The organism is Rahnella sp. ATs2 (genome assembly GCF_051851855.1).
Classification (GTDB): domain Bacteria; phylum Pseudomonadota; class Gammaproteobacteria; order Enterobacterales; family Enterobacteriaceae; genus Rahnella; species Rahnella variigena.
Genome location: NZ_JBLYPL010000014.1, coordinates 127,075 through 150,442 on the forward strand (window position 1 = coordinate 127,075; position 23,368 = coordinate 150,442).

Genomic DNA, 23,368 nt, shown 5'->3' on the forward strand with positions numbered 1-23,368 from the left:
AAAGGCGCGAAACTGGAAACAGTCCGCGCCTTTTCTTTGTCAGAAGTATCGAGAAATCAGAAGCCTTGAGAAAATCAGAGGTCTTGAGAAAATCAAAAGCTTTAAGAAAGTCTTATTTCTTCAACACTTCCCATTTGAGTGCATTGGTACCAACCACATTCGGGTCGCGTGAACATTGCAACACTACGCTGTCCGCCGTCACTACCGCGCCTTCGCTGTAACTCTGGTTATTGTAGATGCAGCAGTTATGGCAGGTCGGCGCACTGTTATTGTTGCTGCTGCCGCTGTTTTCCCAGATTTGCGGCGGCAACGGCACCACGATATCTGCGCCGTTACCGATATTACTGCGGTTTGCCATCGCCGGTGCAGACAGCAGCGCGGAACCGGCCAGTAACACCATCAGCACATTTCTCACCAGTACATTATTCATCACTGTTTGCTTCCTTCCCTTTAGTGCTCGCTTTACGGCGTTTGGGGGCGCTTTTGCCTTTCGCCGCAGCGACCGCCGGTTTGGAAGGCAGACTGCGGAATGCAGAAGACACCCGGTTCGTTTTGGCCTGCATGATAAGATTCTGCAACGTCGCGACCAGCGGTTGCATGAAATCCTGATAACGGCAGCTCTTTTCACTGATACGCGTCAGCGTTGATTCCCAGTCGGCGGTCATATCTGGCCGCCCTGCAATATCCGGCAGCGAGTGGATCAGTGCGCGCCCGGTATCACTGGAATGAATATAGCGCCCTTTCTTGTATAAAAATTCACGACGGAACAGCAGCTCGATAATCCCGGCACGCGTGGCTTCTGTGCCCAAACCGTCCGTCGCACGCAGGATTTTTTTCAGTTCTTTATCCTGCACAAAACGCGCGATCCCGGTCATGGCAGAAAGCAGTGTGGCATCGGTAAACGGTCGTGGTGGCTGAGTTTGTCGCTCAACCACTTCCCCGCGCTCGCATAACAGTTCGTCACCTTTGGCGACCACCGGCAGCGGCGTGCCTTCGTTTTCTTCGTCGCGTTCTTTACTGCCCAGCAAAGTACGCCAGCCCGCCTCCGCCAGGAAACGCGCCTTGGCGATAAATTTTCCGCCCGCGATATCCAGATCGATAACGCATTTGCGATACACCGCATCCGGGCAAAACTGCATCAGATACTGACGTGCCACCAGACCGTAAATTTTGCGTTCGTCTTCGGTCAGATTCACGTTACTGCTGCGCGCAGTCGGGATAATCGCATGGTGAGCATCAACCTTTTTGTCGTCCCAGCACCGGTTGCGTATATCGGTATCCACCACCGGTTGCGGCATCAGATCCGGCCGGTGAACGCCGATGGCGTTGATGACAGAATGACGACCGGCAAAATGCTCCTCTGGTAGATATCGGCTATCCGAACGAGGATACGTAATCAATTTGTGCGTTTCATACAATTTCTGACAGATATCAAGAATTTGCTGAGCACTCAGACCAAAGGCTTTCGAACCTTCAATCTGCAATGTCGAAAGCGAAAACGGCAGCGGAGCAATATCATTCTCACGTTTATCATTATAGCCGGTGACCATCGCCGGTTGTCCGGCAATACGCGCCACCACGTGGTCGGCCAGCGGACGATGCAACAAACGCCCTTCTTCATCCTGATACGGCTCGCAGGAATCGCTCGGCTGCCACAGCGCTATAAAACGCTCGTCGGCAGGCGTGACGATATGCGCTTTCACTTCAAAGAAATCTTTCGGCACGAAGTTTTCGATGTCTTCGTCGCGGCGCACCACCAGCCCGAGAACCGGGGTTTGCACACGCCCGACGGACAGCACGCCGTTATAGCCCGCGTTGCGGCCAAGAATGGTATATGCGCGGGTCATGTTGATGCCGTAAAGCCAGTCCGCACGGGCACGGGCCAGCGCAGAAACGCACAGCGGAATAAAATCGCGGTTGTCACGCAGGCGGTCAATGGCACGTTCGACGGCTTGCGGGTTGAGATCGTTTATCAGACAGCGCTGGGTCGCGTGACGTTTTTCCGGCGTCAGTTCCAGATAATCCAGCACTTCATCCACCAGTAACTGCCCTTCACGATCCGGGTCACCGGCATGGACGACCTGCGTCGCCTCCAGCAACAGGCGTTTAATGACATTGAGTTGTTTGGCGACGGAAGAACGCGGCTGAAGCTGCCACTTTTCAGGAATAATAGGTAAATCTGCCAGCGACCAGCGCGCAAAGCGGCTGTCGTAAGCGTCGGGCTGAGCCTGTTCGAGTAAGTGGCCGACGCACCAGGTAACGACCTGATCGTTGCCGCAGGCAATATACCCGTCGCCGCGGCGATGAGGTTTTGGCAGGACATCCGCAATGGCGCGGGCAAGGCTGGGTTTTTCCGCAATGAACAAACGCATCAGGCCGTACCTGCCTGCGGGGTGATCGCTGTAAAGATTTCCATTATCCCATCCTTCATTTCACTACGTCCTCATCATGCAGAGGTGGCTATGTTAGCCGCTGGCGGCGCAATTAGTAAGACGGATAGAAGGATCCGCAGCGATGGTCGCTCAAATAGGCAGCAAAAACCGGTTTTATCGGAAAAGGCCGATGTAAACCGGTTAATTTACGAACGGATGAATTTTTAAAAATGGCTCACAAAAGGTGTGCTGTCAGCCGGGATGACCTGCAAATTCGCTTTCAGTTGCGGTGTGCCGAGATACAGGAAACCGACAATTTTATCGTTTTCAACGCACTTGAAAGCCTTGCGCACATCCGCATGTTCAGTCCATGCGCCGGTACGCCAGATGCCGTTGAAACCCTGCGCCAGCGCCGCCATCTGCATGGCGTGAACAGCGCAACCGGCGGAAAGCAACTGTTCCCACTGCGGCACTTTCGGGCTTTCTTTACAGGCCGCGATAACGGTAATGATTTGCGGCGCACGCAATGGCGCCTGCGTGGCTTTCTCGATGGCTTTTTCATCCGCACCATCTTTAATGGCGGCAGCACGCAACACTTCACTAAAACGGGTCAGCCCGTCGTTCTCTGCAATCACGAAACGCCAAGGTTGCAAGGCACCGTGGTCTGGCGCGCGCATACCGGCGTTGATGATGTTTTGCAGCGCCTCGCCAGCCGGCGCAGGAGCAGCCAGACGGGAAGCGGAACGGCGGTTAAGTAACAAGTCCAAAGCGTCCATTTTAATCTCCTGAGAATAATTGCTATTTACCTTACGTTAACATAGCCGCTACGCCTTTTTCCAACGCATCAGGCGCTTTCAAATAATGCGTCGTTGCCAAATCCTGACATGATTTAAAGCTGACTTTTTTCCGGCGTGTCATTAGGATAGCGATACTTAACTGTCTTGTTGGAGAGACCATGCGCACATTGTGGCGAATTATCGCCGGTTTTTTTAAGTGGACCTGGCGTCTTCTTAATTTCGTCAGAGAATTCATTCTCAACGTTTTCCTTATTCTGATCATTCTGGCTGGCGTGGGCATCTGGTACGCCGTGCAGGACAAACCCGTCGACACCACCAAAGGCGCGCTGCTGGTTGACCTGAGTGGTTCCGTGGTGGATAAGCCTTCGGTGAATAATAAAGTCCGTCAGTGGGGCCGCGAATTACTGGGCACGTCGAGCAGCCGTTTGCAGGAGAATTCCCTGTTTGATCTGGTCGATACCCTTCGCGCCGCAAAAGATGACAAAAACGTCACCGGCATTGTTTTGCAGCTGACCGATTTCACCGGCACTGACCAGGCTTCTATGCAATATATTGGCAAGGCGCTGCGTGAGTTCCGTGACGCGGGCAAACCGGTTTACGCCATCGGCGACAGCTATAACCAGTCGCAATATTATCTGGCGAGCTACGCCAACAAAATCTACATGTCGCCACAAGGCGCGGTGGACTTGCACGGTTTTGCGACCAACAATCTGTATTACAAATCCCTGCTTGAGAAGCTGAAAGTCACGACCAACATTTTCCGCGTCGGAACCTATAAATCCGCCGTTGAACCGCTGATCCGTGACGATATGTCCCCTGCAGCACGCGAAGCAGACAGTCGCTGGGTGGGTGGATTGTGGACCAACTATCTCAATACCGTGTCGGCAAACCGTCAGATCACACCTGAGCAATTGTTCCCTGGCGCAGCAGGTGTATTAGCGGGTATGCAGGCAACCGGCGGCGATATGGCGCAATACGCGCTGAAAGCAAAACTGGTGGATGCGCTGGCTTCCCGTACCGAAGCGGATAACGAGATGGTGAAAGCCTTTGGCTGGAATAAAGACACCAAAGACTTTAACTACACCAGCATCTACGATTATTCGCCGAAACCAAAACCGGACAATAACGAGCCACAAATCGCGGTAATCTTCGCGACCGGTGCGATCAATGACGGTGAAGAACAACCGGGTGCAGTCGGTGGCGACACGACCGCGCAGCAAATTCGTGATGCCCGTCTGGATCCGAAAGTGAAAGCGATTGTCTTACGCGTTAACAGCCCGGGCGGCAGCGTCAGTACCTCTGAAGTGATCCGCTCTGAACTGGCTGCTGCGAAAGCCGCAGGCAAACCAGTGGTGGTTTCCATGGGCGGTATGGCGGCATCCGGCGGTTACTGGATTTCAACGCCAGCGAACTACATCATCGCCAGCCCGAGCACCCTCACCGGTTCCATCGGTATCTTTGGCGTGATCAACACCTATCAGAACACGCTGGACTACGCCGGCGTTCACACTGACGGCGTGGCAACATCGCCGCTGGCGGATATTGCCTCCACCAAAGCGCTGCCACCTGAGTTCTCGCAGATGATGCAGCTGAACATCGAGAATGGTTATAAAACCTTCCTAGGTCTGGTTGCCGACTCACGCCACAAAACGCCTGAAGAAATCGACCAGATTGCGCAAGGCCACGTTTGGATTGGTTCTGACGCCAAGGCCAACGGCCTGGTGGATGAGCTGGGTGATTTCGATGACGCCGTGAAAAAAGCCGCTGATCTGGCGAAGCTGCCGAAATGGCAACTGAACTGGTATGTCAGCGAGCCAAGCCTGAGCGACCTGGTGTTCTCACAAGTGAGTGCATCCGTTCATGCCATGCTGCCAGCAGCGATTCAGGCTTATCTGCCTGCGCCGGTGGGCAAAATGGCGATGGAGCTGAAATCCCAGGCTGACCTGTTTAGCAACATGAATGACCCGCAAAACCGTTACGCACTTTGCCTGACCTGTGGTGATGTGAAGTAACGTTCCGTTTTGGGATTAAGCGGAATAAAGTCGGATAAAGATCCACCCTAATTCACTGCCCGGAGTGCTCACTGAGAACTCCGGGCTTTTTTATGGTGGGACACCCGTCGCGAAGCCTTTATACTTAGCGCAGTTGCTTTCACCTTTCTAAAAAAGAACATCGTCGATGACTAAAAAATCTATTTACGTTGCCTACACCGGCGGCACAATCGGTATGCAGCGTTCTGAACAAGGTTACATTCCGGTTTCCGGACATTTACAGCGTCAGCTGGCACTAATGCCTGAATTCCATCGTCCTGAAATGCCTGAATTCACCATTCAGGAATATGCGCCACTGATGGATTCTTCCGACATGACGCCGGAAGACTGGCAGCATATCGCCGATGATATTCAGGCGCATTACGACGAGTACGACGGTTTCGTCATCCTGCATGGCACGGATACCATGGCGTTCACCGCTTCTGCGCTGTCTTTCATGCTGGAAAATCTCAGCAAGCCGGTGATTGTGACAGGGTCACAAATCCCGCTAGAAGCGTTGCGTTCCGACGGGCAGATCAACCTGCTGAACTCGCTTTACATCGCGGCGAACCATCCGGTCAACGAAGTCACCCTGTTCTTCAACAACCGTCTGTATCGCGGGAACCGCAGCACCAAAGCACACGCAGATGGTTTTGATGCCTTTGCCTCACCGAACCTTTCGCCGCTGCTGGAAGCCGGGATCCACATCCGCCGCCTTTCTACGCCGTCGCTGCCTGTTGCTCCCGCCGCAAAGCTGAAAGTTCATCACATCACCCCGCAGCCTATCGGCGTGGTAACGATTTATCCGGGCATTTCCGCAGAAGTTGTGCAGAACTTCCTGATGCAACCGGTGAAAGCCCTGATCCTGCGCTCTTACGGTGTCGGTAACGCGCCTCAAAAAGGCGATTTGCTGAAAGTGCTGAAAGACGCGTCTGAACGCGGCATCGTGGTGGTTAATCTGACGCAATGCATCTCAGGGCGCGTCAATATGGGCGGCTATGCGACCGGTAATGCGCTGGCGCATTCCGGCGTGATCAGCGGGTTTGATATGACCGTCGAAGCGGCGCTGACCAAATTGCATTATCTGCTCAGCCAGACACACACTCCGGAAGAAATCCGCGAACTGATGCAGCAGAACCTGCGTGGCGAACTGACCGAATAAATAAGGGACGATATGAAATCTGCTTTATTGCTGGTCGATCTGCAAAATGACTTTTGTCGCGGCGGCGCGCTGGCGGTCACGGACGGCGATGATACGGTGGCGGTGGCTAATCAGATGATGGCGTGGTGTAAAAGCCATGGCATCCCGGTGCTGGCATCACAGGACTGGCATCCTGCCGGCCATCGCAGTTTTGCCACTAACTCGCACGCAGAGGCCTGGACATCGGGCGAACTGAACGGGCTGCCGCAAGTCTGGTGGCCGGTTCACTGTGTTCAGCAGGAACCCGGGGCTGAGTTTCATCCTGCCCTGAACCTGCCGCTGGTAGACTTCGTCGTACAAAAAGGCACAAATCCGGACATCGACAGTTACAGCGCCTTTTACGATAACGGGCACCGCGCAGCAACTGTGCTAAACGACTGGCTGAAAGCGGCGCATGTAACGCATCTGTACGTGATGGGACTGGCCACCGATTACTGCGTAAAATTCACTGTGCTCGACGCACTGGAACTGGGCTATCAGGTGACGTTGCTGACCGATGGTTGTCGTGGCGTGAACTTACAGCCGGAAGACAGCGCACAAGCGGTTGAAGCGATGCGGGCTGCAGGGGTGAAGGTCAGTACGTCCGTAGCGGTAACGGCGTGAATTTTGTCGTCCTGCTAAAGGATTAGCAGGACGATAAAGAACAGCGAAATCTTTAACCCGCCCGCCACTTCAAAGCAGAAAACTACTCAGCGCAAAAATAACCAGTAATCCCCCACCTGCTATATTCACGACCTTTTTCAGGGTAACGGTGTTTATCTTATTCGCAGAGAAAATAAGAGCCCTGCTGACAGCGATAAGCCAGACGGACATCACCGCAATATGCACGGTCGCCAGAATCATATAATGACTGATTTCACCCTGGCTGCCGGCAAATTGCGACACCACGGTGAGATAAAACATGATGGCTTTTGGGTTGAGTACATTCGCGAGCCAGGCATCTTTTAATGTTACCGCTGACCCGCTACTGTCGAACACCATTTCACGCGCATTGAGGCCACTGCGGATAAGCTGGATCCCCAGCCAGAGCAGATAGGCCGTGCCTGCAATTTTCAGCATTGTGAATAGCATCGGGGATGCCACCAGCAAAGAGGTAATGCCCAGCCCGATAAGAATTGCATGGGTATAAATGCCGAGAGCGGTTCCGGTGAGCGTCTTAAAAAGCCCTTTCCGTCCGCCTGACAACGCACTGTTCATGGCAAGCGTAAAACTTGCGCCGGGAGACAGTGCAACGGGAAGTAGTGCGGGGATAAAACCAGCTAAATTGATGTCCATATTGGGATAAAATTGAGCGTTTATTCCTTTATTATCTGAAGGTAACATCAATTTCAAAAGGCGCTTTGTTGCGCCCTTTTTATTCTGCTGAAGCAGTCATTACTCAGGTTTCAGCTTTATCAGCGTTTCCTGCGCGAACTGCTGTTTCAGTTCCTGCTTACTTTTGGTGACGATCTGCCCGTCAGTGCCGATGCTCATGTGCTGGGCATCGACGTTGTGACGTGACTGATACAACATCACGGCCTGCAGGCTGTGGTCTTTCTGTTCCGGCGTCAGCGCCACGCCATCTGGCCACTTTCCGAGTTCAACGGCCTGCACCAGGCGTGCATAGATTTCCGGTGTCACTACATCAATGAGTTGATTAATTTCCATCTGACTGAGCCCTCAGCTCCACGCTATTATTCAAACGGTTTTGAATAATAGCTGAATCGATTTTGTCGGGTAAATTACATCGTACTTATAAGGCATTCTACCCGGCGGTTATGTCACCACTCTGACCATCAGTGAAACGCATTGAGGCCGAATTCACACAGTAGCGTTCGCCTGTTGGCTTTGGACCATCCGGGAAAACGTGCCCCAGATGCGCTTCACACCCTGAGCAGCGTATCTCAACGCGCTGCATATTATGAGCTTTATCAGTGAGATATTTAATGGCATCGGGTTGTACTGGCTGATAAAAACTTGGCCAGCCGCAGCCGGAATCATATTTAGTATCGGAATAGAACAACGCAGTTCCACAGACTACGCAATGATAAATGCCTTCACGACGGTTGTGCAGTAACTTTCCGGAGAAAGGAGGTTCTGTTCCGTGATCTTGCGTGACATAACGTTGAATTTCAGTGAGTTGCTCGGGTGCAGGGGAAGATTTGGTTATGATGCTCATGTTTATCGTTCTCTGACGAATATAAAAATCAACTAAAATAACAGTTTATAATAACAAAAAATTAACAACAGGTCTGCCCCTTTTGGCCTAAACTGTATGGCATCAGCGTTACCTGACTCGCAACTTGTGATGGCGATCACACTCCTGATCTTCCGGTACTTTATATTCAGTTTTTCGCCCCCATGTGGTTGTAAGCCGATTAAGAAAACGGAACGTGCAATAAGCGAGCAATAGTAGGTCGTCGCTTTGACTTACAGCAATAATTGACACGATTCCGCTTGACGCTCAGCAAGGTTTTTGTAATTTTACAACCAACCTTTTATTCACTAAAAAAATAGCTGGTGGAATATATGACTATCAAAGTAGGTATCAACGGTTTTGGCCGTATCGGTCGCATTGTTTTCCGTGCTGCTCAAGAACGTTCTGACATCGAGATCGTAGCAATCAACGATCTGTTAGACGCGGACTACATGGCATACATGCTGAAGTACGACTCAACTCATGGTCGTTTCAACGGTACTGTTGAAGTTAAAGACGGTCACCTGGTTGTTAACGGCAAAACCATCCGTGTTACCGCTGAGCGTGACCCAGCTAACCTGAAATGGAACGAAGTTAACGTTGACGTTGTAGCTGAAGCTACTGGTCTGTTCCTGGATGATGCGACTGCTCGTAAGCACATCACTGCAGGCGCTAAGAAAGTTGTTCTGACTGGTCCTTCTAAAGACAACACCCCAATGTTCGTTATGGGCGTTAACCATAAAGAATACGCAGGTCAGGAAATCGTTTCTAACGCATCTTGCACCACTAACTGCCTGGCACCACTGGCTAAAGTTATCAACGACAACTTCGGTATCGTTGAAGCGCTGATGACCACTGTGCATGCAACTACCGCAACTCAGAAAACTGTTGATGGCCCGTCTCACAAAGACTGGCGCGGCGGCCGCGGCGCATCCCAGAACATCATCCCTTCTTCTACCGGTGCTGCTAAAGCAGTAGGTAAAGTAATCCCAGCTCTGAACGGTAAACTGACTGGTATGGCGTTCCGCGTTCCTACCCCTAACGTTTCTGTTGTTGACCTGACTGCACGTCTGGAAAAACCAGCGTCTTACAAAGAAATCTGCGCAGTAATCAAAGCAGCTTCTGAATCAGGCGACCTGAAAGGCGTTCTGGGTTACACCGAAGACGACGTAGTATCTACCGACTTCAATGGCGAAAAACTGACTTCCGTATTCGATGCGAAAGCAGGTATCGCTCTGAACGACAACTTTGTGAAACTGGTTTCCTGGTACGACAACGAAACTGGCTACTCCAACAAAGTATTGGATCTGATCGCTCACGTTTCCAAATAATTGGCAATGTGAATGAACTGATTGAAGGGCGACGCAAGTCGCCCTTTTGCTTTCTGTCGGATGCACTTTTTTATCAGCACATGAGTGCGATCAAACAGAGGGATTGGGTTCATGTGTAGTCTTGGTTCAAAATCTTAGAAGTTTTAACCCTGACAGGACTTTAGATAATGACAGAACAACTCTTTTCTCTTCCAGTCGTAAACCAGATCACTACCTCCGTCAGCCAGCATCTTATCGACGAACTGCCGGTGCTCGTTGTTACCCATCCAAAAGTTCGTGCTGCAATTGCCCTGCAAGGCGCGCATCTGCTGTCATGGCAGCCTGAAGGTGAAGAACCTGTGCTTTGGATGAGCAGCGCCAGTGCGTTTAAAGAAGGCGTCGCTATTCGTGGCGGTATTCCAATTTGCTGGCCATGGTTCGGTCCGGCAGGTAAACCCTCACACGGTTTCGCCCGTAACATGGCATGGGAACTGACGGATCATCAGGAAACTGACGAAGGCGTTGTTCTGACCTTAACGCTGAAAAGTTCTCCTGAGACACTGGCTCTGTGGCCGCACGAATTTACGCTGACCGCACGCTTCACGCTCGGCGCAACCTGCCATATCGAACTGGAATCTACCGGTGATTTCGACGCTAACAGCGCCCTTCACACTTATTTCAATATCGGTGATATTGCCAGTGTGTCTGTCAAAGGTCTTGGCAACAGCTTTATCGATAAAGTCGATGGCGCAAAAGCTAAGCAGACCGAAGGTGATTTGACCTTCACTGGCCAGACTGACCGTATCTATACCCAGCCGCAGGCTACCAGTGAAATCGTCGATCCGGTGCTGAAACGCACGCTGGTTGTTGCACACGAAAACAACTCTGACGTTGTTGCCTGGAACCCAGGTTCTGAATTGTCTGTCAGCATGGCGGATATGCCAGACGACGGCTACAAAACCATGGTCTGCGTCGAAACCGCGCAGGTTTCAGACAAACACATTTCTACACATGCTACACCAGCGCACCTGGCGGTGACGTTCTCCATCCGCAAATAATCGCTTTGAGATTGCAGCATAGATGACAAAGGGGCCAAAAGGCCCCTTTTTGCTGTCCGATGCAGGATGATAGGAATGGGAGATTTCAGACCATATCCAGCGGCGTTTTATGATCAGGGGCGGGGAAAGCGGCGTCAATTTGCGCTATTTCCTCCTGAGACAAATCGAGCGTCATCGCTGCGGCATTCTGTTTTACATGCTGCGGTTGCACGGCCTTTGGGATCGCAATCACGTTACCCGAGCGGATCACCCAGGCCAGCGCAATCTGTGAACTGCTGACGCCACGCTCTTGCGCGATGTTCTGCATCACAGTTGCGGTCAGGATATCGTGACGCAGTTTTCCGGCCTGCGCCAGCGGACAATAGGCCATCACCGGCACGCCGTGTTCTTCGCACCACGGCAGCAAATCGAATTCAATACCGCGCGCAGCCGCGTGATACAGCACCTGATTCGTCATACATTGTTCGCTACCGGGAATTTTCCACAGCGCCTGCATGTCGTCAGTATCAAGATTGGAGACGCCCCAGCGACGGATTTTGCCTGATTGTTGTAATTTCTCCATCGCGGCAACCGTGTCATGTAGCGGGATCGAACCACGCCAGTGCAACAGGTAAAGGTCTATACAATCGGTTTGCAATCTTTTGAGGCTTTGCTCACAAGCTGTTATAGCTTTCGCGCCACCGGCGTTGTGCGGATAGACTTTGGATACCAGAAACACATCATCCCGCCGCCCTGCTATGGCTTCGCCGACCACTCTTTCCGCGCCACCGTCTGCATACATTTCTGCGGTGTCGATCAGCGTCATACCGGCATCCAGCCCTTGTCTTAACGCATTCACTTCAGCGCGAATATCACTGTTTCGCTCCCCCATATACCAGGTGCCTTGTCCGATTGCGGGTACAGTTTTCCCGTCTGGGAATTGCACGGTTTTCGCTTTCATCTGTTTCCTCCGGTCGGGTCGTGAGTCTTTTTGTCGATAAAGTTAATGAGCCATAAATGTGCAAATGGGGCGAAACGCCCCATTGATGTGCAATGTCAGCACCGTAGCGGTGCATTGCATCAGAAGGTGTAAGTGACACCTGTCCAGACAATCGCCGAATATGACTTATCGACCATCGGGCTGTCTTTAACTTCATCCGCTAAACGAATATAGCGACCAGTGAAGAATGCCTGCCAGTCACGGGTGAAATTATAACGAGCAGAAAGCTCAGCGTATGGGCTAAAACTATCATCAGCAGAATAGCTGCTCAGACCGCTGCGACGTGATTCACCTTTAGTCACACCATAGTAATAGTCATTCTGATTGCTGCTGTTGAACATCACACCGAACCCAGGCACCAGCGCCCAGTTATCCTGATGGATTGGATACAGATAAGCAGCGTCCGCGACCAGACCATTACTGTTGTTCAGTACATCACCATTGAAGGTCGCGCGCAGCGTACCCCAGTCTTCAATATGTGAATACGCAAGACCAGCGTATAACGTGCCGCGACGTTTGTTCAGATGTTTCATCTGATGATCATCGCTGTCATCCGGGTCAAACCCAAATGGAACGTATGTCGTCGTAACACTGAACTTATTCCTGTCGTCTTTCCACAGGTAGTAACCCGCAGTCAGTGATTTGAAATAGAAATCATCACCCTCATAAGACACCAGCGGTACCGGATAAACTTTGTTGTCATATCCACGATACGGGTTGACGTCACCCAATGCTGATGCGCCAAGTGACCAGGTGCCAGCCACGGCTGCATGGCTGCAAAGCACTGCCGCGCCCACGATGGACAGTGTTTTAAGGTTTGAAATTTTCATTGTCTTAATTCCATTAAGTAAAAAATCGTCGCTAGTGTAAATGAACGTTAAACATTGCGCTTAGCATTTACAGTTTTTCAGAATGTCCTGAACCGGTTTCATTACGTAAAACAGAGGCGATCGCATAATTTATCTGCAAAATATGAAATAAAAATGACTAAAGAAACAACATCCGCGCTGCAAAGCACGCCCTGTAAGGCTTTCCAAAGCACTGCCGACAACTGAGTCATTGATATGGCTTAAAAAACGCCCAACCCATAGAGGAAATTTTCTTAATGCCAAACTACGCTTATAAATAGATGAAAGACTTAGCCTGAACGGTTGCCCGTCCCACCGGGTCTGACAGTAAACAAATCATCGTGACTGTCGGCTTTGAAGGGTTCTGCAAGTTGGCATAAGGGTTGCTGTATTTCAGGTGGGAGATCTTTCTTCCGGGAGCGCTGAAAAAAGCTCTCATTAACCTGTGCTATATCCAACTCATTGGAATTGCGGTCAAACAGCGGTTCCAAGGACGAAGGGTAAAATAACGAAGGACGGGCATCGTATGAACATATTTGACCACTATCGCCAGCGCTATGAGGCTGCCAAGGACGAAGAGTTCACACTGCAGGAATTTCTTACCATTGCACGGCAAGATCGCAGTGCTTATGTCAATGCGGCGGAACGTCTGTTGATGGCAATCGGTGAACCAGTGATGGTAGATACCGCGCTTGAACCACGCCTGTCGCGTTTATTCTCGAACCGTGTTGTTGCACGTTACCCTGCATTTGAAGAGTTTTACGGCATGGAAGAGGCTATCGAACAGATTGTCTCCTACCTGAAACACGCCGCGCAGGGCCTGGAAGAAAAGAAACAAATCCTCTATTTACTGGGCCCGGTGGGTGGCGGTAAATCATCACTGGCCGAACGGCTGAAATCCCTGATGCAACGTGTACCGATTTATGTGCTGAGCGCTAATGGCGAACGCAGCCCGGTAAACGATCATCCTTTGTGCTTGTTTAACCCGCAGGAAGATGCGCATATTCTCGAAAAAGAATACAACATTCCTCCGCGCTATCTCGGCACCATCATGTCGCCATGGGCGGCAAAACGTCTGCATGAATTTGGCGGTGACATCACCAAGTTTAAAGTGGTGAAAGTCTGGCCGTCTATTCTTGAACAAATTGCCATCGCCAAAACGGAACCGGGCGATGAAAACAATCAGGATATCTCTGCGCTGGTCGGGAAAGTGGATATTCGTAAACTGGAAAACCACGCCCAAAACGATCCTGACGCTTATGGTTATTCCGGTGCGCTGTGCCGTGCAAACCAGGGTGTGATGGAATTCGTGGAGATGTTCAAAGCCCCGATAAAAGTGCTGCACCCGTTACTGACTGCGACGCAGGAAGGTAACTATAACGGTACCGAAGGGATCTCCGCCCTGCCGTTCAACGGCATTATTCTGGCGCACTCCAATGAATCTGAGTGGGTGACGTTCCGTAACAATAAGAATAATGAAGCGTTCCTTGACCGTGTGTACATCGTGAAAGTGCCTTACTGCCTGCGCGTGTCTGAAGAGATGAAAATCTACGACAAACTGCTCAGCAACAGTGAACTTTCCCATGCTCCGTGCGCGCCGGGAACTCTGGAAACGCTCGCGCGCTTCTCGATTTTGTCGCGGCTGAAAACACCCGAAAACTCCAGCAGCTATTCCAAAATGCGTGTTTACGACGGTGAAAGCCTGAAAGATACCGATCCGAAAGCCAAGTCCTATCAGGAATACCGCGACTATGCGGGTGTGGACGAAGGTATGAACGGGCTGTCGACGCGTTTCGCGTTTAAAATTCTGTCCCGCGTTTTCAACTTTGACCATGCAGAAGTGGCCGCCAACCCGGTTCATCTGTTCTATGTTCTGGAACAGCAAATCGAGCGCGAACAGTTCCCGCAGGACATCGCCGAAAAATACCTGGAGCACCTGAAAGGCTATCTGATCCCGAAATACGCTGAGTTCATCGGCAAAGAGATCCAGACGGCTTATCTGGAATCCTATTCAGAATACGGACAAAACATTTTCGACCGTTATGTGACGTACGCTGATTTCTGGATACAGGATCAGGAATATCGCGACCCGGATACCGGACAACTGTTCGACCGTGAATCGCTGAATGCTGAGCTGGAGAAAATTGAAAAACCGGCCGGAATCAGCAATCCAAAAGATTTCCGCAACGAAATTGTCAACTTCGTGCTGCGTGCCCGCGCTAACAATAGCGGCCGCAATCCAAACTGGACCAGTTACGAAAAACTGCGCACGGTCATTGAGAAAAAAATGTTCTCAAATACCGAGGAATTACTGCCAGTTATCTCGTTTAACGCCAAGACGTCGACCGATGAACAGAAGAAACATGATGATTTTGTCGACAGAATGATGGAGAAAGGATATACACGCAAACAAGTTCGCTTGCTGTGTGAATGGTACCTGCGCGTAAGAAAATCCTCGTAACAGAGGATCGTTGGCAACGTCGTCTGGGGGAAATATGACGTATTTCATTGACCGTCGGCTGAATGGCAAAAACAAAAGCGCGGTGAACCGCCAGCGCTTTTTGCGCCGCTATAAGTCGCAAATCAAACAGTCGATTGCCGAGGCCATCAACAAGCGTTCGGTTACCGACGTGGACAGCGGGGAGTCGGTTTCGATCCCCAATGCTGATATCAACGAACCCATGTTCCATCAGGGTCGCGGTGGCTTACGCCACCGTGTTCACCCCGGCAATGACCACTTTGTGCAGAATGACCGCATCGAACGACCGCAAGGGGGCGGTGGCGGCGGCAGTGGTCAGGGAGAAGCCAGTCAGGACGGTGAAGGCGAAGATGAGTTTTCATTCCAGATCTCCAAAGACGAGTATCTCGATCTGCTGTTTGAGGATCTGGCGCTGCCAAACCTGCGTAAAAACCAGCATAAACAGCTGAACGAATTCAAAACCCACCGCTCCGGTTATACGTCTAATGGCGTACCGGCGAATATCAGTGTGGTGCGCTCTTTGCAAAACTCGCTGGCCCGCCGCACGGCGATGACCGCGGGTAAAAAACGGGAGCTGCGTGAGCTGGAATCGACGCTGACCGAGGTCGAGCACAGCGAACCGGCACAGTTACTCGAAGAAGAACGGTTGCGTAAAGAAATCGCCGAGTTGCGGGCGAAAATCGCCAAAACACCGTTCATTGATACCTTCGATTTACGCTATCGCAACTATGAGCGTCGCCCCGAGCCATCAAGCCAGGCGGTGATGTTTTGTCTGATGGATGTCTCCGGTTCGATGGATCAGGCGACCAAAGACATGGCCAAACGCTTCTATATCCTGCTCTATTTGTTCCTGAGCAGAACCTATAAAAACGTCGATGTGGTCTATATCCGTCACCATACACAAGCCAAAGAAGTGGATGAACAGGAGTTCTTCTACTCACAGGAAACCGGCGGGACTATCGTTTCAAGCGCACTGAAACTGATGGATGACGTCATAAAGGAACGTTACGATCCGGCGCAGTGGAACATTTATGCGGCGCAGGCTTCCGATGGTGATAACTGGGCTGACGACTCCCCTCTGTGCCACCAGCTTCTGGCACAGAAGATTTTACCGCTGGTGCGTTATTACAGTTATATCGAAATCACCCGCCGCGCCCACCAGACGCTGTGGCGTGAATACGAAGTGTTGCAGGAGAAATTCGATAATTTTGCCATGCAGCATATCCGCGAACAGGAAGATATTTATCCGGTGTTCAGGGAGCTGTTCCATAAGCAGGTTCAGGATCACTAATCTTTAGCTTTTTAAAACAGCGGATTGTTTATTAATGACCCGCTGTTTTTTATCTCTTATAAAATCTCATCAGACTTGGGGTATTTTTTGAAATACCGTCTAAACTTCAGAAGAGCAAAGCAATTACTTACCTCTACAAAAGGACGCTGTATATGAAAAAAATTACTTTAGCTACTACCCTGCTGATCTCTGCGTTTTCTTTCAGTACTTTCAGTGCATTGGCTGCCGATCAGGTATCCAAAGAAGAAGTCGCCCACTATAAACTGGTAAAAATCGGCAACATCCAGGTAGCTGAATCAGGCGGGAAAGTCGGTTCTCCAAGCGAGTTGCACGAAGAGTTATCAAAGTTAGCGGATGAGAAAGGCGGTAAATATTACCATATCATCGCTGCCGGCCAGAAAGGCCCGAACTTTGAAGCGATAGCCACAGTATATAAAGACGCAGAGAAATAATAACTGCTCAGAAATAACGAAACCACGCCAGAGTGCGTGGTTTTTTTTTGGGCAAAATCCTGCACGTCACACAGAAAATATTCCATAAAAAAAGCCAGAGGAATAATCCCTCTGGCTTTCTTGCATTATTTCCCAAAGGGGAAATTACATGCCGTACACCAGGTTTACAGACGTCACGGTATCGGTTTTATCCGGCGCGCTGGCTGGTGGTTTGGTGTTATAGGTTACGTCATACGCCACTTTCAGGGAGAAGTGGGAGTTGATCGCAACGGTCAGCGCAGTTTCAGAGTTCAGCGTGGTTTCATCGTTCGCTAAAACTGAAACGCCCTGCGTGAAGCGCGCAGTGTCGCTGATCTGATAACCGTAAGTGCCTGAAGCATAAGCCAGGGCACGGGTGGTGTTACCGCCCTGCTGAAATTCATCATGACGAACACCCGGACCCGCTTCCAGGTTCAGCGTGTGAACCGGACCGCTCCAGATCTGACGACCATAACCCAATGTACCGACAGTACGTGAACGATAACCGTTATAACGGTCGCTCAGCCAGCTACCCTGACCGAAAACATAGTTCGCGTTATCAAGGTTATAACGGGTACGGCCACCGGCCTGGTACTTCTCGGATGAACGCACACCGGAAGAAGAAGTATTACGCGCAGAACCCCACAGGCTGTAAGCCGTGTTGGTATCAAACCAGGTCATGGTGGTATCAGCATTCAGCGTGGAGTTGCTGGTGTTACCAGTTTGCGCACTGTAACCCGCCTGAACGTTACCCTCGAAAGGCTTTTTCGCCTGAGCAGGGTCATCTAACGCAGTGAAGATGGTGGTGTCTGCAAGGCTTGAGATACTGAACAGCGCTGCACCACAGACGATGGCACAAGCTGGTAGACGACGTACAACCCGAAAAAACATTTTGTTTCCCCAATAAGACTTAAGGCAAATAACGACATTAAAACCACACGATGTATGCCATTAATTAGGATCCGTTAATCAAGCCTGGCAACTCCATTTCGATGGCACATGCATACACATATTTCTACCGCAACAAATATAACGCACTCAGCCCAGGATATCTTAATAAAGCGGCTTTTTTAGATAGTTCCGAATGACATATATTTCCTGCAATAGAAATATACGGAATCATTACATTTCCCTTCATTGATCTCTTATTTTCAACGCCGGTCAGTAATTACTCATCGTGTGCCACACTTTACTTCTTTCCTGCCGCTTTGGTTCGAAATGTTGCGAGCCGGCAGCGTACAGATTTCCGCCGAACTCTTCGCTGAATCTTGTCCTTTTGAGCGATGCGGGGTAGTTTTATCCTGATAACGTCTTATTTTTGCCTCGGGTTCCTCGAAGGCAGCCTTCAGGAGGAGTGGTCATGGCTTTACAAAAAGAGATTATTCAGGCTCTGCACGTTAAACCGCATATCGATGCCGCACAGGAAATCCGTGTCAGCGTCGATTTTCTCAAAAGTTATCTGCTGGCCCATCCGTTCATCAGGACACTGGTGTTGGGTATCAGCGGCGGGCAGGATTCTACTCTCACCGGCAAACTTTGCCAAATGGCAATTAGCGAATTACGCGCAGAAACTCACGAAGCCGATTATCAGTTCATCGCTGTCCGTTTGCCGTATGGCGTGCAGGCTGATGAATCCGACTGTCAGGATGCCATCGCGTTCATCCAGCCTGATCAGGTTCTGACCGTCAATATTAAGAATGCCGTACTGGCAAGCGAAGCGACATTGCGCGAAATTGGTATTGAGCTAAGTGATTTCATTAAAGGTAATGAAAAAGCCCGCGAACGCATGAAAGCGCAGTACAGCATTGCCGGAATGAAAAAAGGTGTGGTGGTTGGAACTGACCATGCGGCAGAAGCCGTGACCGGATTCTTCACCAAATACGGCGATGGCGGTACTGACATTAACCCGATTTTCCGTCTGAACAAACGTCAGGGTAAAGCGTTGCTTAAAGAGCTCGGTTGCCCGGAACATTTGTATACCAAAGCCCCGACGGCGGATCTGGAAGAGAACCGCCCTGCTTTGCCGGATGAAGTTGCTCTTGGCGTGACCTACGAGCTGATCGACGATTATCTCGAAGGCAAAAAAGTCGACGATAAATATGCCACGATTATCGAAGGCTGGTATCTGCGTACAGAACACAAACGCCAGCCACCGGTCACGGTGTTTGATGATTTCTGGAAGAAAAAATAATCTTTCCGGTATCTCTGCGTTAACGGACACTGACAGGTGTCCGTTTTTTTTCACAAGTCCTTGCCGCACGATTATCACAAGCTACTTTCCATTCTTTAACTAAATCATTACCCTTAGCCTCCCTTCGGATGACTGACAGTGATGTTTTCAATGCAAAAATTCCTTTTCCTGCTGCTGAGCCTGGTACTGCTTGGCCCTCTGGGTATCGACCTTTACCTTCCGGCGATCCCGGCGATTTCTCTGGGTCTGAACAGCACCGAGGCGGTCATTCAGTCCTCAATTTCACTTTTCATTCTGGTGATGGGCCTCGGCCAGCTGGTTGCCGGGCCGCTGGTTGATAAATTCGGACGCCGTCCCATCGCCATCATCGGCGTGGTGATTTATCTGGCAGGCGCGATCGTTGCCGCTACAGCCATCGCACCGTGGATGTTTCTGCTCTCGCGCGTCATTCAGGGGCTGGCAGTCTGTTGTACATCGGTGGTGATTTTCAGCGGGGTTCGTGACCGGATGAGCGGCAACGATGCCGCCCGCGCGTACGGTTTTCTCAACGGCACGCTCAACATCATCCCTGCTCTGGCGCCGCTGATTGGCGGACTGATTGCCCAATATTATGGCTGGCGTGCGCCGTTCTGGGCGCTGGCGGGGTATACGCTGGCAGTTATGCTGCTGGTCATTTTCAAATTGCCAGAAACCCGTCCCGAAGGAACGCAAAACAATACCGGACTGCCGTTCCGTCAGTACGCTCGTATCTTGTTTAATGCCCGCTTTATCACTTTCGCACTGGTTAATGCCGGCGCAATGGGTATGGCACTGACGTACGTTTCGCTGGCACCGACGGTACTGATGAATATTGCCGGCCTGACCCCACTGGAATTCTCCCTGGTGTTCGGCGCAAACGGATTCTGGATCATGGGGATGAGTTTTATCGCTAACCGGATTATCCGCAAAGTGGGACGTCCGGTATGCCTGAAAACGGGTGGGATTCTGATGTTTATCGGCTGTCTCGGACTGATTGCCGGGATAACGCTGGTTCCGCCTGCTGAACAGACCGCAACCTGGTTGTATATGTTGCCGGTGGCCAGCGCCTGCGCCGGTCTGGCGTTCCTGATGGGGCCTGCAACCAGCTATGCGCTGGAACCGTTCTCTGCCGAAGCAGGTGTGGCTTCCGCACTGGTCGGTTCGGTGCAGATGGCCGGTGGCGCGTTGCTGGGCTTTATTGCGATGGCGTTGCCGTTGCAGCCAAAGCTGAGTCTGGCGCTGGTGATGCTGGCGGGAGGATGTCTGGCGATGCTGGCACGTCGCGCCAGTAAGAAATCGACGGGCCGTCTGACCCGTCTGGAACAATAAACGGTCTCTTTAATCGATTGTCGTCACCGGTACGCGGGGTGCCAGCGCACTCAGCAGCTCATAGCCCAGCGTACCGCATGCCGTCGCCACATCATCTACCGGCAAATGATTGCCCCATAACTCGACCGGTGAACCGATTTTCGCCTGCGGACACGGCGTAAGATCAACAGCCAGCATATCCATGGATACCGTCCCCACAGTCGTTGTGCGCACGCCATCCACCCACACAGGCGTTCCGGACGGCGCATGGCGCGGATAACCATCAGCATAGCCACAGGCGACCACCCCTACGCGCTGCGGGCCGCTCACGTGATAACGGCCGCCATAGCCCACGCGGTCACCCGCTTTAAGTTCCTGCACGGCAATCAACTCGCTTTTTAACGTCATCACCGGTTGCAGACCGGTATCAGCGATATCTTTCCACTCACCGCTTGGCGACGCACCATAAATAATAATGCCAGGGCGCACCCAGTCATAATGGGTTTGAGGATGCCACAAGGTCGCCGCCGAGTTCGCCAGACACCGTGCCCCGTAGATATTTTGCCCGGCCAGATTAATCGCCGCCATCTGGGCATCAACACCTTCAACGCTGTCGGCGGTGGCAAAATGGCTCATCAGGGTGAGTTCGCCTGCGTGTTTCAGTTCACGCAGTTGTTGCCACACAGCACCCGCCCGCTCAGGGGAAAATCCCAGACGGTTCATGCCGCTGTTCACTTTCAGGTAGATATCAACCGGCTGAGTCAGTTGTGCTTCAGCCAGTGCTTTAATTTGCCAGTCGCTGTGTACGGCCGTCGTCAGGCGATATTTATCAACGATCATTAAATCCTGAGGAGTGAAAAACCCTTCAAGCAGCAAAATCGGCCCCTGCCAGCCGGCTTCACGCAGCAAAATAGCTTCGTTGAAATCAAGTAATGCAAAGCCATCGGTGGAGGACAAACTGCGCCAGATGCGCGAAATTCCGTGGCCGTAACCATTGGCTTTGACAACAGTCCAGACCTTGCTGTCAGGAGCAAAGGCACGAATGATGTTCAGATTTTGGGTTAATGCAGAAAGAGATAATGTGGCAGAAATCGGGCGAGGCATACCGGCTCCGGTAATAAGCAAAGTAATGCCCATGCAGCGTCAGGCACTGCATGGGAAATAATGTCAGCGGACTCAGCCTACCGGATGCATTTTATGCGGCCCCGCAGGACGCGCGATAAAATCCGGGCTGTAACGCTCAACCGATAAATCATCAGACGGAATGGCCGGCGTCACGCCCGACATAATATCTGAAAGCAATTGCCCTGAGCCACAGGCCATCGTCCAGCCCAGTGTGCCGTGGCCGGTGTTCAGATACAGATTTTTGATGCGCGTGCGTCCGACAATCGGCGTACCGTCCGGCGTCATCGGGCGAAGACCGGTCCAGAACGTCGCCTGTCCGACATTTCCGCCATTCGGATAGAGATCTCTTACAACCATTTCCAGCGTTTCACGTCGCGCCTGTGCCAGTTTCAGATTGAAGCCGACTATTTCCGCCATGCCACCGACACGAATACGGTTATCAAAACGGGTGATGGCAATTTTGTAGGTTTCATCGAGTACAGTTGAAACCGGCGCGGAAGCAGGATCGGTAATCGGGATGGTCAGGGAATATCCCTTCAGCGGATAGACCGGGATGGACACAAGGTCGCGCAACAACGCTGTGGAATAGGATCCAAATGCCACCACATAAGCATCGGCTTTCACCACCTGATCGCCGCATTGCACGCCAGTGATTTCGCCGTTTTCTACATGCAGCTTATCCACCGTGCGGTTAAATTCGAAGACAACGCCCGCCTGACGCGCCATGTCCGCCAGCTTGCGGGTAAACATCTGGCAGTCGCCGGTTTCATCATTCGGCAAACGCAGACCGCCGGTCAGCTTGTGTGCGACCTGCGCCAGCGCAGGTTCTGCGGTGGCCAGCTGACTGGACTCCAGCAACTGATACGGCACACCCGCATCATCCAGAACAGCTATATCTTTCGATGCACTTTCAAACTGCTGCGCGGTACGGAAAAGTTGTAACGTTCCGCCCTGACGACCTTCATACTGAATGCCGGTATCGTCACGCAGTGCCTTCATGCAGTCACGACTGTATTCCGCCAGACGCACCATACGACTTTTGTTGGTCTGATAATGGTTCATGTCGCAGTTGCGCAACATCTGCCACATCCATTTGAGCTGGAACTGCGTGCCGTCCAGACGGATTGCCAGCGGTGCATGTTTCTGGAACATCCATTTTACCGCTTTCACCGGAACACCCGGAGCCGCCCACGGTGCGGCATAACCCGGAGAGATCTGGCCTGCATTTCCCGCGCTGGTTTCCTCAGCCGGACCGGACTGACGATCAATGACCGTAACCTGATGACCCGCCTTTGCCAGATACCATGCACTGGCGACACCGACCACACCACTGCCTAAAATGACCACACGCATATCAACTCCACTCCACACCCAAACAAAGCATAATATTCTGATGACAGGAAATTAACCTGACTGAGAAAAATCACCAACACAGTCACTCATAACCGTGAGGTCTTTCACAATTATTTATCGTTCATGACGGCATTTATTTCAATAGGGTGAAATAAATAACGATATCTCGCAACATTTCATCCATCGGGAAAGAAAATTATGGTCTTATGATAGCAATGACTGCACTGATGTCACGAATCAGGGGGCGCATCAAAGCCGGTTTATGGAAAGGTTTTTATTCTTCAATAAAGCCATTAAACCAGAATAAAAAACCACAAACATTCACAGTAGTGATATTACCTCACGGATTGAGAATTTTTGCG

At 51.3% G+C, this 23,368-nt stretch carries 21 protein-coding genes; 10 read left to right on the plus strand and 11 right to left on the minus strand.

Features of this window, described 5'->3' with window-relative positions; genetic code table 11:
* Window positions 1–112: 112 nt before the first annotated feature.
* From ACJY2G_RS16350 to ACJY2G_RS16360, 3 genes are all read right to left on the minus strand, one after another.
* Window positions 113–430 carry a DUF1496 domain-containing protein gene (locus ACJY2G_RS16350; RefSeq protein ID WP_120162858.1) on the minus strand — a complete coding sequence of 106 codons (318 nt, stop codon included), beginning with the start codon at window positions 428–430 and terminating at the stop codon, window positions 113–115.
* Complete coding sequence (locus ACJY2G_RS16355) at window positions 423–2,372, minus strand: DNA topoisomerase III (protein ID WP_430320563.1); 1,950 nt, start codon at window positions 2,370–2,372, stop codon at window positions 423–425. Before ACJY2G_RS16355 ends, ACJY2G_RS16350 begins: the two co-directional genes overlap by 8 nt.
* A 224-nt stretch (window positions 2,373–2,596) precedes the next feature.
* The gene (locus ACJY2G_RS16360; protein ID WP_120162857.1) at window positions 2,597–3,148 is read right to left on the minus strand and encodes an NAD(P)H nitroreductase; all 552 of its coding nucleotides are present in this window, start codon (window positions 3,146–3,148) and stop codon (window positions 2,597–2,599) included.
* 179 nt (window positions 3,149–3,327) lie between these two features.
* Between ACJY2G_RS16360 and sppA the strand changes: the two genes are divergently transcribed.
* The 3 genes from sppA (at window position 3,328) to pncA (ending at window position 7,003) form a co-directional block, all read left to right on the plus strand.
* A complete protein-coding gene (sppA, locus tag ACJY2G_RS16365; protein ID WP_439291935.1) occupies window positions 3,328–5,181 on the plus strand; it encodes a signal peptide peptidase SppA in 1,854 nt (617 codons plus the stop codon).
* Between the two features lie 166 nt (window positions 5,182–5,347).
* Window positions 5,348–6,361, plus strand: a complete 1,014-nt coding sequence (gene ansA / locus ACJY2G_RS16370; RefSeq protein WP_120162855.1) for an asparaginase — start codon at window positions 5,348–5,350, stop codon at window positions 6,359–6,361.
* A 12-nt stretch (window positions 6,362–6,373) separates the two neighbouring features.
* Window positions 6,374–7,003 (plus strand): bifunctional nicotinamidase/pyrazinamidase, encoded by a 630-nt coding sequence (gene pncA / locus ACJY2G_RS16375; RefSeq protein ID WP_120162854.1) that lies wholly within the window; start codon window positions 6,374–6,376, stop codon window positions 7,001–7,003.
* A gap of 69 nt (window positions 7,004–7,072) precedes the next feature.
* Here pncA and ACJY2G_RS16380 read toward each other — a convergent pair whose 3' ends face one another.
* From ACJY2G_RS16380 to msrB, 3 genes are all read right to left on the minus strand, one after another.
* Window positions 7,073–7,675 (minus strand): LysE family translocator, encoded by a 603-nt coding sequence (locus ACJY2G_RS16380; protein WP_430320565.1) that lies wholly within the window; start codon window positions 7,673–7,675, stop codon window positions 7,073–7,075.
* A 99-nt stretch (window positions 7,676–7,774) separates the two neighbouring features.
* Window positions 7,775–8,047, minus strand: coding sequence for a YeaC family protein (locus ACJY2G_RS16385; RefSeq protein ID WP_430320566.1), 273 nt, complete (start codon window positions 8,045–8,047; stop codon window positions 7,775–7,777).
* Between the two features lie 97 nt (window positions 8,048–8,144).
* Window positions 8,145–8,558: a peptide-methionine (R)-S-oxide reductase MsrB gene (gene msrB / locus ACJY2G_RS16390; protein WP_112288467.1), complete on the minus strand. Its 414-nt coding sequence runs from the start codon at window positions 8,556–8,558 to the stop codon at window positions 8,145–8,147.
* 350 nt (window positions 8,559–8,908) lie between these two features.
* Between msrB and gapA the strand changes: the two genes are divergently transcribed.
* Window positions 8,909–9,907 carry a glyceraldehyde-3-phosphate dehydrogenase gene (gene gapA, locus ACJY2G_RS16395; protein WP_165353128.1) on the plus strand — a complete coding sequence of 333 codons (999 nt, stop codon included), beginning with the start codon at window positions 8,909–8,911 and terminating at the stop codon, window positions 9,905–9,907.
* A gap of 167 nt (window positions 9,908–10,074) precedes the next feature.
* Entirely contained in the window at window positions 10,075–10,944 is an 870-nt protein-coding gene (locus tag ACJY2G_RS16400) for a D-hexose-6-phosphate mutarotase (protein WP_439291936.1), read from the plus strand.
* A gap of 85 nt (window positions 10,945–11,029) precedes the next feature.
* On the opposite strand, the gene ACJY2G_RS16405 is transcribed toward ACJY2G_RS16400, so the two are convergent.
* Window positions 11,030–11,884, minus strand: coding sequence for an aldo/keto reductase (locus ACJY2G_RS16405; protein WP_430320568.1), 855 nt, complete (start codon window positions 11,882–11,884; stop codon window positions 11,030–11,032).
* A 119-nt stretch (window positions 11,885–12,003) separates the two neighbouring features.
* Complete coding sequence (locus ACJY2G_RS16410) at window positions 12,004–12,753, minus strand: MipA/OmpV family protein (RefSeq protein ID WP_112288463.1); 750 nt, start codon at window positions 12,751–12,753, stop codon at window positions 12,004–12,006.
* Between the two features lie 544 nt (window positions 12,754–13,297).
* Here ACJY2G_RS16410 and yeaG point away from each other — a divergent pair.
* From yeaG to ACJY2G_RS16425, 3 genes are all read left to right on the plus strand, one after another.
* The gene (gene yeaG / locus ACJY2G_RS16415; RefSeq protein WP_015697208.1) at window positions 13,298–15,232 is read left to right on the plus strand and encodes a protein kinase YeaG; all 1,935 of its coding nucleotides are present in this window, start codon (window positions 13,298–13,300) and stop codon (window positions 15,230–15,232) included.
* 34 nt (window positions 15,233–15,266) lie between these two features.
* Window positions 15,267–16,541 (plus strand): YeaH/YhbH family protein, encoded by a 1,275-nt coding sequence (locus tag ACJY2G_RS16420; protein ID WP_120162849.1) that lies wholly within the window; start codon window positions 15,267–15,269, stop codon window positions 16,539–16,541.
* A gap of 152 nt (window positions 16,542–16,693) precedes the next feature.
* Window positions 16,694–16,993 (plus strand): DUF1471 domain-containing protein, encoded by a 300-nt coding sequence (locus ACJY2G_RS16425; RefSeq protein WP_120162848.1) that lies wholly within the window; start codon window positions 16,694–16,696, stop codon window positions 16,991–16,993.
* Window positions 16,994–17,137: 144 nt separating this feature from the next.
* Here the strand turns inward: ACJY2G_RS16425 and ACJY2G_RS16430 are convergent, their stop codons facing one another.
* Window positions 17,138–17,902: a DUF481 domain-containing protein gene (locus ACJY2G_RS16430; RefSeq protein ID WP_112288460.1), complete on the minus strand. Its 765-nt coding sequence runs from the start codon at window positions 17,900–17,902 to the stop codon at window positions 17,138–17,140.
* Between the two features lie 469 nt (window positions 17,903–18,371).
* Here ACJY2G_RS16430 and nadE point away from each other — a divergent pair, with 469 nt between their 5' ends.
* Both nadE and ACJY2G_RS16440 read left to right on the plus strand, forming a co-directional pair.
* Window positions 18,372–19,202 carry an ammonia-dependent NAD(+) synthetase gene (gene nadE / locus ACJY2G_RS16435; protein WP_112288459.1) on the plus strand — a complete coding sequence of 277 codons (831 nt, stop codon included), beginning with the start codon at window positions 18,372–18,374 and terminating at the stop codon, window positions 19,200–19,202.
* A 150-nt stretch (window positions 19,203–19,352) separates the two neighbouring features.
* Window positions 19,353–20,549 (plus strand): multidrug effflux MFS transporter, encoded by a 1,197-nt coding sequence (locus ACJY2G_RS16440; protein WP_430320569.1) that lies wholly within the window; start codon window positions 19,353–19,355, stop codon window positions 20,547–20,549.
* Between the two features lie 9 nt (window positions 20,550–20,558).
* Here ACJY2G_RS16440 and dadX read toward each other — a convergent pair whose 3' ends face one another.
* Window positions 20,559–21,632, minus strand: coding sequence for a catabolic alanine racemase DadX (gene dadX / locus ACJY2G_RS16445; RefSeq protein ID WP_430320570.1), 1,074 nt, complete (start codon window positions 21,630–21,632; stop codon window positions 20,559–20,561).
* 72 nt (window positions 21,633–21,704) lie between these two features.
* Window positions 21,705–23,006 (minus strand): D-amino acid dehydrogenase, encoded by a 1,302-nt coding sequence (locus ACJY2G_RS16450; RefSeq protein WP_430320571.1) that lies wholly within the window; start codon window positions 23,004–23,006, stop codon window positions 21,705–21,707.
* Window positions 23,007–23,368: the final 362 nt, after the last annotated feature.